Origin of the sequence: Streptomyces sp. SYP-A7185, from assembly GCF_046103685.1 — a bacterium.
GTDB lineage: Bacteria > Actinomycetota > Actinomycetes > Streptomycetales > Streptomycetaceae > Streptomyces.
Genome location: NZ_CP122310.1, coordinates 6,514,202 through 6,526,749, shown reverse-complemented (window position 1 = coordinate 6,526,749; position 12,548 = coordinate 6,514,202). Strand labels below are relative to the sequence as shown.

General features: G+C 72.9%; 12 protein-coding genes. 6 read left to right on the top strand and 6 right to left on the bottom strand.

All coding sequences use genetic code 11. The features are described 5' to 3' along the window. Nucleotides 1-94: 94 nt before the first annotated feature. Nucleotides 95-1,519, top strand: a complete 1,425-nt coding sequence (locus QBL25_RS28770) for a cytosine permease (protein ID WP_409059865.1) — start codon at nt 95-97, stop codon at nt 1,517-1,519. Nucleotides 1,520-1,618: 99 nt separating this feature from the next. On the opposite strand, the gene QBL25_RS28765 is transcribed toward QBL25_RS28770, so the two are convergent. Both QBL25_RS28765 and QBL25_RS28760 read right to left on the bottom strand, forming a co-directional pair. Beyond that, the gene (locus QBL25_RS28765) at nt 1,619-2,716 is read right to left on the bottom strand and encodes a branched-chain amino acid aminotransferase (protein ID WP_409059864.1); all 1,098 of its coding nucleotides are present in this window, start codon (nt 2,714-2,716) and stop codon (nt 1,619-1,621) included. A gap of 244 nt (nt 2,717-2,960) precedes the next feature. Next, entirely contained in the window at nt 2,961-4,001 is a 1,041-nt protein-coding gene (locus tag QBL25_RS28760) for a 3-isopropylmalate dehydrogenase (RefSeq protein WP_409059863.1), read from the bottom strand. A 150-nt stretch (nt 4,002-4,151) separates the two neighbouring features. Between QBL25_RS28760 and QBL25_RS28755 the strand changes: the two genes are divergently transcribed. Next, entirely contained in the window at nt 4,152-5,750 is a 1,599-nt protein-coding gene (locus tag QBL25_RS28755) for a purple acid phosphatase family protein (RefSeq protein WP_409059862.1), read from the top strand. Nucleotides 5,751-5,772: 22 nt separating this feature from the next. Here the strand turns inward: QBL25_RS28755 and QBL25_RS28750 are convergent, their stop codons facing one another. The 3 genes from QBL25_RS28750 to QBL25_RS28740 form a co-directional block, all read right to left on the bottom strand. Next, complete coding sequence (locus tag QBL25_RS28750) at nt 5,773-5,901, bottom strand: hypothetical protein (protein ID WP_409059861.1); 129 nt, start codon at nt 5,899-5,901, stop codon at nt 5,773-5,775. 269 nt (nt 5,902-6,170) lie between these two features. Beyond that, nucleotides 6,171-6,974, bottom strand: a complete 804-nt coding sequence (locus tag QBL25_RS28745; protein ID WP_409059860.1) for an SDR family NAD(P)-dependent oxidoreductase — start codon at nt 6,972-6,974, stop codon at nt 6,171-6,173. 237 nt (nt 6,975-7,211) lie between these two features. Further along, nucleotides 7,212-7,817 carry a GNAT family N-acetyltransferase gene (locus tag QBL25_RS28740; protein WP_409059859.1) on the bottom strand — a complete coding sequence of 202 codons (606 nt, stop codon included), beginning with the start codon at nt 7,815-7,817 and terminating at the stop codon, nt 7,212-7,214. Here QBL25_RS28740 and QBL25_RS28735 point away from each other — a divergent pair. The 4 genes from QBL25_RS28735 to QBL25_RS28720 all read left to right on the top strand — a co-directional run bounded on the left by QBL25_RS28735 (nt 7,816) and on the right by QBL25_RS28720 (nt 11,410). After that, a complete protein-coding gene (locus QBL25_RS28735) occupies nt 7,816-8,412 on the top strand; it encodes a CDP-alcohol phosphatidyltransferase family protein (protein WP_409059858.1) in 597 nt (198 codons plus the stop codon). The two genes, QBL25_RS28740 and QBL25_RS28735, sit on opposite strands and share 2 nt — an antisense overlap. Next, a complete protein-coding gene (locus tag QBL25_RS28730; RefSeq protein WP_409059857.1) occupies nt 8,409-9,272 on the top strand; it encodes a phosphatidate cytidylyltransferase in 864 nt (287 codons plus the stop codon). Before QBL25_RS28735 ends, QBL25_RS28730 begins: the two co-directional genes overlap by 4 nt. A 65-nt stretch (nt 9,273-9,337) precedes the next feature. Beyond that, the gene (locus QBL25_RS28725; RefSeq protein ID WP_409059856.1) at nt 9,338-10,627 is read left to right on the top strand and encodes a lysophospholipid acyltransferase family protein; all 1,290 of its coding nucleotides are present in this window, start codon (nt 9,338-9,340) and stop codon (nt 10,625-10,627) included. 75 nt (nt 10,628-10,702) lie between these two features. Continuing rightward, nucleotides 10,703-11,410, top strand: a complete 708-nt coding sequence (locus tag QBL25_RS28720; RefSeq protein WP_409059855.1) for a nitroreductase family protein — start codon at nt 10,703-10,705, stop codon at nt 11,408-11,410. Here the strand turns inward: QBL25_RS28720 and QBL25_RS28715 are convergent. Then, nucleotides 11,389-12,513, bottom strand: a complete 1,125-nt coding sequence (locus QBL25_RS28715) for an alkene reductase (protein WP_409059854.1) — start codon at nt 12,511-12,513, stop codon at nt 11,389-11,391. The two genes, QBL25_RS28720 and QBL25_RS28715, sit on opposite strands and share 22 nt — an antisense overlap. Between the last annotated feature and the right edge of the window lie 35 nt (nt 12,514-12,548).

Below are 12,548 nucleotides of genomic sequence, written 5' to 3'. Positions count from 1 at the left end.
CCATCATGCGGTAGGTCACATTGAGCGGCACTCAAACAGTCGAACGGCGACCTGTGTGCGCAGGCCGCCACGATCGAGCGTCAGGGGCACCCTCATGCCGATGGAACAGCGCGGGGTCGACACCATCCCGGACGGGGAACGCACCAGCGGTCCCCGCGATCTCATCTCGATCCTGCTCGGATCCAACCTCTGCCTCGGGGTGATCGTCTTCGGCTGGCTGCCGGTGTCGTTCGGCCTCGGCTGGTGGGCGTCGGTCACCTCCGTGGTGGCGGGCACGGTCATCGGCACGGCCCTGACCGCGCCGCTGGCACTGGTCTCGCTGCGCACCGGGACGAACCTCTCCACGTCCTCCGGGGCGCAGTTCGGCGTGCGGGGCCGTCTGGTCGGTTCGGTCGTCGGGCTCCTGCTCTCCCTCGGCTACACCGCGCTGACCGTCTGGATCGGCGGCGACGTGATGGTGGGCGTCCTGCACCGCCTGACGGGACTCCCGTCGAGCGGCCTGTCGTACGGGATCGTGTACGCGCTGCTCGCCGCGGCCACGGTGACGGGCGCGGTCTACGGCTACCGGGTGCTGCTGCGCCTCTCGCGCGTCCTCGCGGTCGGCATGACGGTGCTGCTCGTCCTCGGGGTGGTGGCGTACGCCCCCGACTTCACGACGTCGGCGCTGCCCGACGCGGGCGGCTACCTCCTCGGCTCGTTCTGGCCGACGTGGCTCCTGGCCCTGGTGGCGGCGGGTCTCAGCGGCCCGATCGCGTTCATCACGCTCCTGGGCGACTACACGCGCTACATCTCCCCCCGCCGGCACAGCTCGCGCACGGTCCTGCACGCTTCCTGGGCCGGCCTGCTCGCCGGGCTCCTGGTCCCGCAGCTCTTCGGCACGTTCACGGCGTACGCGGCGGGCGCGGCCCTCGACTACGCGGGGCCGCTGGTGTCCGCGTCCCCCGGCTGGTACCTGGTCCCGCTGCTTCTCGCCGCCTCGGCGGGCTCGGTCGGCAACGCCGGTCTGATGCTGTACTCGATGGGCCTGGACCTGGACGCGATCCTGCCGCGCGCCTCGCGGGCCCGGGCCACCTACACCGTGGCGGTGGTCGCCACGGGGTGCGTGTTCGTGGGGCACTACGCGTGGGAGGCGCAGGACGCGATGACGTCCTTCGTCCTCCTCCTCACGGCGGTCGGCACACCGTGGGCGGTGATCACCCTGATCGGCTTCGCGCGCTGCGGGGGCGTGTACGACGCGGAGGCGCTCCAGGTCTTCAACCGCCGCTCCAGGGGCGGGCTCTACTGGTACCGGTCGGGCTGGAACGTCCCGGCGACGGTGAGCTGGGCCCTGGGAGCGGTGGTCGGCGTGGCGGCGGTCTCGCTCCCCTCCTACGAGGGCCCGCTGCTCTCGCTCACCGGCGGGGTGGACTGCAGCTTCCTGCTGTCGGGCGTGGTGGGAGGTCTCGCGTACGCGGTCCTGGAACGCAAGGCGGCGCCGGAACCGGCCGCCGACCCCGCGATCGGCGTGCCCACGCCGTGATCAGCGCGCCGACCGACACCCTTTGCGGCGCCCCGGCACACAGGCAGGCCCCCGGGGAGCTGATCTCCCCGGGGGCCTGCCCATCCGTGCGGTCGGCTCTCAGCCGAGGTCGTGCATCCAGCCGTGGCGGTCCTCCGCCGTGCCGCGCTGGACGTCCAGGAGCGCCTCGCGGAGCTTCATCGTGACCGGGCCCGGCTCGCCGCCGCTCTGCGTCCACTCGCCCGAGCGGCACTTGACCGTGCCGACGGGGGTGATCACCGCGGCGGTGCCGCAGGCGAAGACCTCGGTCAGGGTGCCCTCGGCCGTGTCCGCCTGCCACTGGTCGATCGAGACGCGCGCCTCCTCCGACCGGTAGCCGAGGTCCCGGGCGACCGTGAGCAGCGAGTCCCGGGTGATTCCGGCGAGCAGCGAGCCGGTCAGGGTGGGCGTGACGATCTTGTCCCCGTACACGAAGTACAGGTTCATGCCGCCGAGCTCCTCCACCCACTTGTGCTCGACGGCGTCCAGGTAGGCGACCTGGTCGCAGCCCTTCTCCGCCGCCTCGGCCTGCGCGAGCAGGGACGCCGCGTAGTTGCCGCCGGTCTTGGCGTCACCCACACCGCCCGGCACCGCGCGCACGCGGTCCTCGGACAGCCAGATCGAGACGGGCTTGACCCCGCCGGGGAAGTAGGCGCCGGCGGGCGAGGCGATCACGATGAACAGGTACTCGTTGGCCGGCTTCACGCCGAGCCCGACCTCGCTCGCGATCATGAACGGGCGCAGGTACAGCGACTCCTCGCCGCCGTGCGCCGGGACCCACGCCTTGTCCGCCTTCACCAGCGCGTCGCACGCCTCGATGAACGTCTCGACCGGCAGCTCCGGCATCGCGAGGCGCCGCGCCGACCGCTGGAAGCGCTCCGCGTTCGCCTCGGGACGGAAGGAGGCCACCGAGCCGTCGGGGCGGCGGTAGGCCTTCAGGCCCTCGAAGATCTCCTGCGCGTAGTGCAGGACGTTGGTCGCCGGGTCGAGGGAGAGCGGGCCGTAGGGCACGAGCTGGCCGTCGTGCCAGCCGCGGCCCTCCGTCCACTTGATCGTCACCATGTGATCGGTGAAGTGGCGACCGAACCCGGGGTTGGCCAGGATCGCCTCGCGCTCCGCCGTCGACAGCGGGGACGAGGTGGGCTTGAGCTCGATCGAGGGTGTCGGCGTCGTCGTCATGAGTACTAGTCCTTCACGGTGTGATGGTGACGGACCGCGCTCACGCCTGTACTTCTCGTACTAGGACGTCCGAGTAACCCTGTATTCCGCGGCCCCACGTTCGATTATCGCTCGTGGGGCGCCGAGGAAGAAACAGCGTGAATGCGGCCCGGGTGTCGATGGTGGCACCCGGAGCCGCATACGAGAAGCCGCCGGGTGGTGAACCGGACCCGGCGGCTTCTGCGTCAGAACGATGAGCCCCGGGTCAGCCCGCTACTCGTACGGCGAGCGCGTCGCCGATCTGCTCGGTGGTGCGGACCGTGTCGCCGCGCTCCGCGAGGTCGGCCGAGACGGCGGCCTCGATGCGCGCGGCCTCGTCCTCGTGGCCGAGGTGGCGCAGGAGCAGCGCGACGGACAGGACGGTGGCCGAGGGGTCGGCCTTGCCCTGGCCCGCGATGTCCGGGGCCGAGCCGTGCACGGGCTCGAACATCGAGGGGAACTCGCGGCTCGGGTTGATGTTGCCGGAGGCCGCGACGCCGATGCCGCCGGAGACGGCCGCGGCGAGGTCGGTGATGATGTCGCCGAAGAGGTTGTCGGTGACGATCACGTCGAAGCGGGCCGGGTCGGTGACGAGGTAGATCGTCGCGGCGTCGACGTGGATGTAGTCGGTGGTGACGTCGGGGAACTCCTTGGCCACCTCGTTGAAGACGTTCGTCCAGAGGTGACCCGCGTACGCCAGGACGTTGTTCTTGTGGACCAGCGTCAGCTTCTTGCGCGGGCGGGCCTGGGCGCGGGCGAAGGCGTCACGGACGACGCGCTCCACGCCGAAGGCGGTGTTGACGGAGACCTCGGTCGCGACCTCGTGCGGGGTCCCGGTCCGGATCGAGCCGCCGTTGCCGGTGTACGGGCCCTCGGTCCCTTCGCGTACGACGATGAAGTCGATCTCGGGCTCGCCCTTGAGGGGGGTCGCCACGCCCGGGAGCAGCTTCGAGGGCCGCAGGTTGACGTGGTGGTCGAAGAGGAAGCGGAGCTTCAGCAGGAAGCCGCGCTCCAGGACGCCGGACGGGACCGAGGGGTCACCGATCGCGCCGAGGAGGATCGCGTCGTACTGCTTGAGGGCCTCGACGTCGGCGTCGGTGAGGGTCTCACCGGTCGCGTGGTAGCGCTTGGCGCCGAAGTCGAACTCCTTGGTCTCCAGCTTCACATCCTGCGGGAGGACGGCGCCTAGGACCTTGAGCCCCTGGGCCACGACTTCCTGGCCGATTCCATCACCGGGGATCACTGCGAGATTGATGCTGCGAGACATGCGAGCACCCTACGCTCCGTCCCACGGGATGACACAAGCTGTCCGACATCCGGACACCCCTGGTCACGCCACCGGTGCGTCACCACATGGCCACCCGCCCTTCATCCCGGGGCCTGGCGGGAGTTGGAGGCCACCGGGAAGCCTGTCGGCATGGACACCCCCGATGTCGGCATACCGGAGCGGCTCGCGGCCGGGATGAGCATGCCGGAGCAGCACGCGTACCTGCGCGGGAAGTTCTCCCGGCGCAAGGTCCTCGCCGGTTCGTTCGCCGCGGCCGGCACGGTCGGCGGCATGGGCCTGCTCGCCGGCAGCTCCGGCGGCGCCCGGAGCGAGAACGCCGCGGCGTCGGGCCCGCTCACCGCGTGGTCCGCGCCCGCTGCGCCGGTCAAGGTCGACGGCGGCCTGGTCGCGCCCTTCGCCCGGCACCTCGCCTTCGGGGCGGACCCCAAGACGCAGATGAGGGTCTCCTGGCAGGTGCCGTTCGCGGTGAAGTCGCCGTACCTGCGGGTGGGGCTCAAGCCCTGGGAGCTGAGCCGGAAGATCGAGGCGGAGGTGCGCGATCTGCACACCCCGTCCCTGTCGAAGAAGCTGCCCGCGGTCGAGCAGTACTACCTGCACGCGGCCCTGGACGGCCTGCGGCCGGGCACGACGTACTACTACGGCGTCGGACACGAGGGCTTCGATCCGGCGTCGCCGCAGCGCCTGGGGACGCTCGGCACCTTCCGCACGGCCCCGGCGACCCCGGAGACGTTCGTCTTCACGGCCTTCGGCGACCAGGGCGTGAGCTACGACGCGCTCGCCAACGACCAGCTGATCCTGGGCCAGAACCCGTCCTTCCATCTGCACGCGGGCGACATCTGCTACGCGGACACCACCGGGCACGGCAAGGAGACCGACACGTACGACGCTCGCGTGTGGGACACCTTCCTCGCGCAGACGGAGTCCGTGGCGAAGTCGGTGCCCTGGATGGTGACGACCGGCAACCACGACATGGAGGCGTGGTACTCGCCGAACGGCTACGGCGGCCAGTCGGCCCGCTGGTCGCTCCCGGACAACGGCTTCGACCCGCGGAACGCGCCGGGCGTCTACTCCTTCACGTACGGCAACGTCGGCGTCGTGGCGCTGGACGCGAACGACGTCTCGTACGAGATCCCGGCCAACCGGGGCTACACCGACGGCAAGCAGACCGCCTGGCTGGACCGGCGCCTGGGCGAGCTGCGGGCGGACGAGTCCGTCGACTTCGTCGTGGTCTTCTTCCACCACTGCGTGTACTCGACGGCGACGCACGCCTCCGACGGAGGGGTGCGCGACGCGTGGCTCAGGCTGTTCGCCGAGCACCAGGTGGACCTGGTGGTCAACGGCCACAACCACGTCTACGAGCGGACCGACGCGATCAGGAACGGCGAGGTCGGCAAGCCCGTGCCGGTCGGCGCGTCGACGGATCCGACGCGCGACGGCATCGTGTACGTCACCGCGGGCGGCGCGGGCAAGGACCTCTACAGCTTTCCGGCCGGAGTGGCGGACAGCTTCGAGGGGAACGTCGCGGACCGGGAGTCGGTCGAGTCGTTCCACTGGACGAAGGCGCGCCATCGCGATCCGGACACGGTGGAGTGGTCACGCGTGCGCTACACCGGCTTCTCGTTCCTCGCGGTGGAGGTGACGGCCGGTGCGCACCCGAAGCTGACGGTCTCCGCGCTCGCCGAGAGCGGCGAGCGCGTGGACCACTTCGAGGTGGTGCGGGGCATGTAGGGACGCCGGAGGCGCGGGCGGGTCAGTGACCCGTCTCGCCGCCGTTGTCCCTGCGGTCGAGGGCGCGCTGAAGAGCCGCTGCGGCGTTCTTGCGCTCGGAATCGCTGGTACGGGAGGCGTGTCGGACTCGGCGTGCGGTCGTCTCGGCCATGAGAGATCCATTCCTTGAGGGAAGGGTGATTTCGAGACGCCGGGGGGCGGGGAGCGTGGAGCCGCAGGGGTTGCCTGCACGGGGCTCCGGCTCACGACCGCCATTCGCTTGGTCGAGCGAGACGTTCGGCTCCTACAAAGCTAAGCGAGGACGGAGCGTCTGTCTCCACAATTACTCGGACTTCCTACTATCTGAGACGGCCTTCCCTCGACCACGGCTCCCACCTGCACAAATGCCGAGCTGCCGGAAGCGCACACCGCAGGTCGCGGTCACATGCCCATGCCGCCGTCCACGGGAAGTCCCGCCCCGGTGATGAACCGGGCGGCGTCGGACGCGAGGAAGACCACGGCGTCGGCCATGTCGGCCACCTCGCCGAGCCGCCCCAGCGGGGTCAGGCCCACGACGTCCCCCACGGCGGCCTCCGCGCTGGGCCACAGCCCCAGGGTCTCCATGTCCTGCGCGAGGCGGGCCCCCATCTCGGTGGGAACCAGCCCCGGGTAGACGCAGTTGACGCGCACGCCGTAGCCGAGCTTGCCGGACTCCAGGGCGGCCACCCGGGTGAGCCGGTCGACCGCGGACTTCGTGGCGGCGTAGCCCGCGATGCCGGGGAAGGGGATCGTCGCGGCCACCGACGACACGTTGACGATCGCGCCGCCCCGCCCGGCGGGGCCGCCGGGCCGCATCGCACGGAAGGCGTGCTTCGTGCCGAGCCCGACACCGAGGACGTTCACGTCCAGCATCCGGCGGACGTCTCGCGGGTCGAGGTCGACGAGCAGTCCGGAGATCTCGACACCGGCGTTGTTGACGACGATGTCCAGGCCGCCGAGCGCGTCCACGGCGCGCGCGACGGCCGACTCCCACTGCGCGTCGTCGGTCACGTCGAGCGGGACGAAGGCCGCGGTGCCGCCTTCCTTGCACAGCGCGTCGGCGGTGGCGCGGCCCGCGTCCTCCTGGACGTCGGCGACCACCACCCCGGCGCCGGCCCGGACGAGGGCCTCGGCCATGCCCGCGCCGAGGCCCTGCGCCGCCCCGGTCACCAGGGCCGTGCGCCCCTTCAAGTCGTACACGTTCACGGGGATCTCCTCCTGCGGGCGACAGCGACGACGGCGCCGCGCGCGTCCACCCGGCCGGACGGGGCGCGTGACGTGGGTCACACCATAAGAGGAGTCACGGGTCGCCGCCGGTCGTCCCGGCGGCAACTCCCCCGCGCAGGGTGGGAGTTGGTAGAGTGCGGCCTTTTGCCGCCGGCCGTCACCGGCGGGGGCGGCGGAGCTGGAGCCGCGCACACGCGGCGTCCACGGGGCCCGGCGTCACAGGATGTCGCCGTCACGCCAGTCGAAAAGCAGCTCGTACGAGGGGTCCAGGTCCACGCCCCACAGCAGCGGAGGCTCCTCGTCCGGCAGCGGGGTAGCGCCGCCCGGCCCGAGGACCGCGACCGCGCCCTTCCACTCCTGCCAGCCGCGCCCGAGGTAGAGCCGCTGCCCCTCGTCCGACGCGGAGAGCGCGCCGAGCGCGTACGCCCCGTCGATCACCCGCTCCAGAGCGCCCATCACCCGGCCGCCCAGGCCCTGCCGCTGCCGGTCGGGGCGGACGGCGACCGCTTCGACGTACCCGACGCGCAGCGAACGGCCGTCGTGCAGGATCCGGCGCTGGACCACGGAGCCGTGCGCGAGCAGGAGACCGGAGTCGTCGTGCACGAGCGCGTGCATCCCGCCGAGGCCGTGGTCCCAGTCGTGATCGCTGAAGTCGCCGTCGAACGCCTCGTCCATCAGCGCGCGGGCGGCGCGGAGTTCGGCGGGGTCCAGATCGCAGGTATGGGCCGTACGCAGCGTGGTCACCCGTCCACCGTACTCAGGCCATATCTGAGTACGCACCCCGATTTGTGCGCGTCCCGACGGCGGCAGAGTCGGTGCCATGAACGGCCTCTACGCTCTCAAGCCCTGGTACGCGGACCGGTTGTCCGGCGTACGCGGCGCGCTCGCCCGCCGCGAGGTGTCGCCCGACACCCTCACCGCGGCGGGCGTGCTCTGCGCGGCCGGTGCGGCCGCGGCACTGGCCTGGCTGCCGGCGCCGTTCGCGGCGCTCCCGGTGGCCGTGCTGCTCGCCGCCCGGCTCGCCTTCGCGAACCTCGACGGGGCGCTGGCACGGGACACGGGCCGTACGACGCGGCGTGGCGCGCTCCTGAACGAACTGGGCGACCGGGCGGCCGATCTGGCCGTCCTCGCGGGCTTCCTGACGCTCGCCCCGCTGTGGCTGGTGGCGACGGCGGGGCTCGCGGCGACGCTGCCCTCGTGGATGTCGCTCGCGGGCGCGGCGGCGGGCGCGCCCCGCCTGAACGGGGGCCCGGTCGGCAAGACGGAGCGCTGCGCCCTCGTGGTCCTCGCGGCGGCCTCCGGGTGGGCGGTCGCGGTGCTCGTGGTGATCGCGGCGGGCTCGGCGCTCACGGCGGCGGTGCGGTTCGCGCGCCTGTGGCGGGCGCTGGGCCACGCGGACCCCAAGGCAGCGCGATGAGCGCCGCGTTCATCGCGGGGGAAGCCGCCGGGCGCGCCCTGCCCGTGGTCGCCGGGGTGCTCGGCGCCGGTGGCGTGGCGGTCGCCGCGCTGCCCTCGCGGATACGGATGCGGGCCGAGCTGCGCAAGCGGTGGCGGACCTGGGCGCTGGCCGCGCCGCTGTTCCTCGGCGCGTTCTTCCTGGGCCGGGCGGGGGCGTTCGCGCTCGCGGCCGGGCTCGGGGTGGTCGCCGTCGGCGAGTACGCGCGCATGGCGGGCCTCCCGCGGGGCGAGCGCGCGGTGCTGGGGGTGGCCGCGGCCGCCGTGCCGGGCGTCGCCTGGGCCGCGCCCGGCGCCTTGGACCTGCGGACGGCGGGCGTGCTCCTGGTCGCCGCCGCCGGTGTGGCCCTCTTCTCGGGGGACGCCGGGCGGGGCTTCACGCGGGCGAGCCGGACGGTCTTCGGGCTGCTCTGGATCCCGGTCCCGCTGAGCGGGCTCGTCCTGCTCGGCGACACCGCCGTGGCGGTGGGCGTCGCGGTGGCGTTCGGGGACGTGGGCGCGTGGTGCGGGGGGACGGCGCTCGGCCGCCGGGGGCCGTTGGCCCGGCCGCTCTCGCCGCTCTCCCCGAACAAGACCTGGGCGGGCGTGGTGGGCGCCGCCGCCGCGACGGGCGCCGCGCTGGCCGCGGTCGGCTCGTTCTCCCCGGTGCTGTGGGCGGCGGTGCTCGTGGGCTGCGTGCTCGGGGATCTCCTGGAGTCGATGGTCAAGCGCGAGGCGGGGGTGAAGGACGCGGGGAGCTGGCTGCCCGGGTTCGGCGGCCTGCTGGACCGGATCGACTCACTCCTTGTGGCCCTGCTCCTGACGATGGTGGTGACGCTGTGAGGGGTCTGACGAAGCCGAGGACGAGCACGAAGACAAAGACGAAGACCAAGCCCAGGACGATGACGATGACGCGGACCGGGGCGGGGTCGGGGGCGCGGACCAGGGTGCGCTCGGCGCAGGGGCACGGCGAGGCGGTGGACCGAGCCCGCCGCCCGGCGGAGGAGGACGTACGCGGCGGAGCCGGTGTCCGGCGGCGGTCCAGGCCGGGCGCGGTCCTGCGCCGCGCCCTCTGGTGGACCCTCCTCACCCTCACCGGCGGAGTCGAGCGGCGCGGCCGGCTGCCGGCCGGCGGCTGTGTGGTCGTGGCGAACCACGCGTCCCACGCGGACACCGCCGCCCTGCTCGCGGCGCTGGACGCCCGCCACGCCCCGGAGATCGGCGCCGCCGCCGACTACTGGTTCGCCTCCCCCTGGCGCAAGCGGATCTGTAGCCGCCTGGCCGCGGGGTTCCCCGTGCGCCGCACCGGGGGCGGCATGGACGACCTGCTCTCCAGGGCGGACGGCCTGCGCGCGGGCGGAGCCGTGGTGCTCTTCCCGGAGGGCACCCGTGCGCGCGCCGGTGAACTGGGCGCCTTCCACAAGGGCGCCCTGATCCTGGCCCGGCAGGCGCACGTGCCCGTCGTCCCGGTGTCCATCGACGGCACCGCCCGCCTCCTGCCCAAGCACGGCACGCTCCGCCCCGCCCTGGTGCGGGTCCGCATCGGAGCCCCGCTGCCCCCGGACACCACCCCGGAGGCGGCACGGGACGCGGTGGCGGAACTGCACCGGCGTACGCGGGGCGAACCGCTCAGGGATTGTGCGGCCCGTAGGCGGGCCGCCGCCGTCATCGGCTCCCGCCGAGGCCTCCTGGCCGCCTTCGCCTGGGCCTTCGCGGAGGCGCTGAGCTGGCCCCTGATGCCGGAGCTCTTCCTGGCGATCGCCTGCGTGGCGGTGCCGCGCCGGGCCCTGAAGCTGTCCGTGACGGCCCTCGCGGGCAGCCTGGCGGGCGGCCTGCTCGCACTCCAACTGGCTGCCTGCGGGGTGCAGTTGCCGCAGCCCCTGACCACGGACCGGATGCGCGCGGAAGTACGCGCCGAACTCGCCGTCGAGGGCGCGGCGGCCGTCCGCCACCAGCCCTGGAACGGCATCCCCTTCAAGGTGTACGCACATGAGGCGGGCCGCGCCGACGTCCCGCCGCGGGAGTGGCTGGCCCGGTCGGCGCTCTCCCGCGGCTCGCGCACCCTCACCGTCGGCCTCGCCTTCGGGGCCTTCGGGTTCCTGGTGCACCGGCTGCGCAGGTTCTACGGCCTGTACCTGGGCCTGCTCGGCGCCGGCTTCACGGCCGGCCTCTCGCTGATCGTGGCGGGCTGGAGCTGAACCCCGGCCCCCCCCCGGCCGGAAATTGGTCTGCACCATGGCGCGGGCGACACCGCCCGCAGCAGAATCGGACCCATGTCTGAGACAGAGCAGCAGCAAGAGTGGACCCCCGTCCACGGCGAGCCCTACCGCTCCGTGCCCTACCGCCCCGAGCGCATGCCCGCGTCCCAATCCCTTGCCAGGTCAGCCGAGTTGAGGGAGCGGATGCGGGAGCGGCGCACGGTACGCCAGTTCGCGCCCGACCCGGTGCCCCCGCAGGTCGTACGGGACGCCATCGCGTGCGCCGCGACGGCCCCGTCCGGCGCTCACCAGCAGCCGTGGACGTTCGTCCTCGTCCAGGACCCGGAGGTGCGCCGGCTCATCCGGGAGGCCGCCGAGCACGAGGAGCGCGTCAGTTACGACGGGCGTCTGGGCGAGGAGTGGCTCGCGGCCCTGCGCCCGCTCGGCACGGACGAGGTGAAGCCGCATCTGACGGACGCGCCCGCGCTCGTGGTCGTCTTCCAGCAGCGCTACTGGCTGGGCGAGGACGGCACCAAGCACAAGCACTACTACGTCGACGAGTCGGTGGGCATCGCGGTGGGGATGCTGCTGTCCGCCCTGCATCTGTCGGGCCTCGCGGCGCTGATCCACACGCCGAGCCCCATGCGGTTCCTGGGGCAGGTGCTCGGCCGGCCGGAGAACGAGAAGGCGTTCGCGGTGATCCCCGTGGGCTATCCGGCACCGGACTGCCGGGTCCCCGATCTCGTACGGAAATCGCTGGATCAGGTGCTGGTGGAGGTCTGAGCGGAGACCAACTCGCGCTCCAGGGACGGGTAGTCGGTGTACCCCTCGGCCCCGTGGGTGTAGAGGTGCGCCGCGTCGATCTCCTGGAGCGGCGCGTCCACGGCGAAGCGCTCCGGCAGGTCGGGGTTGGAGATGAAGGCGCGGCCGTACGAGACGAGGTCGGCGCGGCCTTCGGCGAGGACCGCCTCGCCCGCCTCCCGCGTGGTCGGGTCGCCGTTCTCGCCGACGTTGCCTATGAGCGTGCCGTGCCAGTGGGGGCGCAGGTCGTCGAGGGCCGGATAGCTGTCGTTGTCGGTGAGGTGGAGGTAGGCGAGGCCGAGGCCGTCGATCTCGTCGAGCAGCGCGCGGTAGACGGGGCCGGGGTCGGCCTCCGCCATGCCGAACTGCGGGTTGCCCGGCGAGAGGCGCAGGCCGAGGCGTTCGGCGCCGATGGCGTCGGCGACGGCACGGGTCACCTCGACGGCGAAGCGGATGCGGTCGGCGATCGAGCCCCGGCCGTACTCGTCGTCCCGGAAGTTGGTGTTGTCGGCGAGGAACTGGTGGATCAAGTAGCTGTTGGCGCCGTGCAGTTCGACCCCGTCGAAGCCCGCCGCGACGGCGTTGCGGGCCGCGGTGACGTGGTCGCGCACGGCGGCGTGGATCTCCTCGCGGGTCATCGCGCGGGGCACGACGGGGTCGGCCTTCCCTCCGCCGCTCACGTGGACACGGCCCGGGACGAGGACCGCGGAGGGCCCCGCGGGCAGGTCGCCGTCGATCCGGGCCAGGGGGTGGCCCTTGCGGCCGCCGTGCATGAGCTGGGCGTAGATCCTGCCGCCGGCCTCGTGCACGGCCTCGGTCACCGCACGCCAGCCCGCGATGTGGGCCGGGGTCTCCAGACCCGGGATGCGCCAGTCGCTCTGGCCGCTGCTCGCGGGCCAGATGCCCTCGGTGACGATGAGGCCGGCGCTCGCGCGCTGGGCGTAGTGGTCGGCGACCACCGGCAGGGGGGTGCCGTCGTCCGTGGCGCGGTGGCGGCTCATGGGGGCCATCACGATCCGATTGGGCAGACGCAGCCCGTGGGCGGTGGGCGCGGAATACGGTGTGAGGAGCTTGATGTTCGTCATGCCGGAACGGTAGAAGCTGACACCGGTGTCAGATT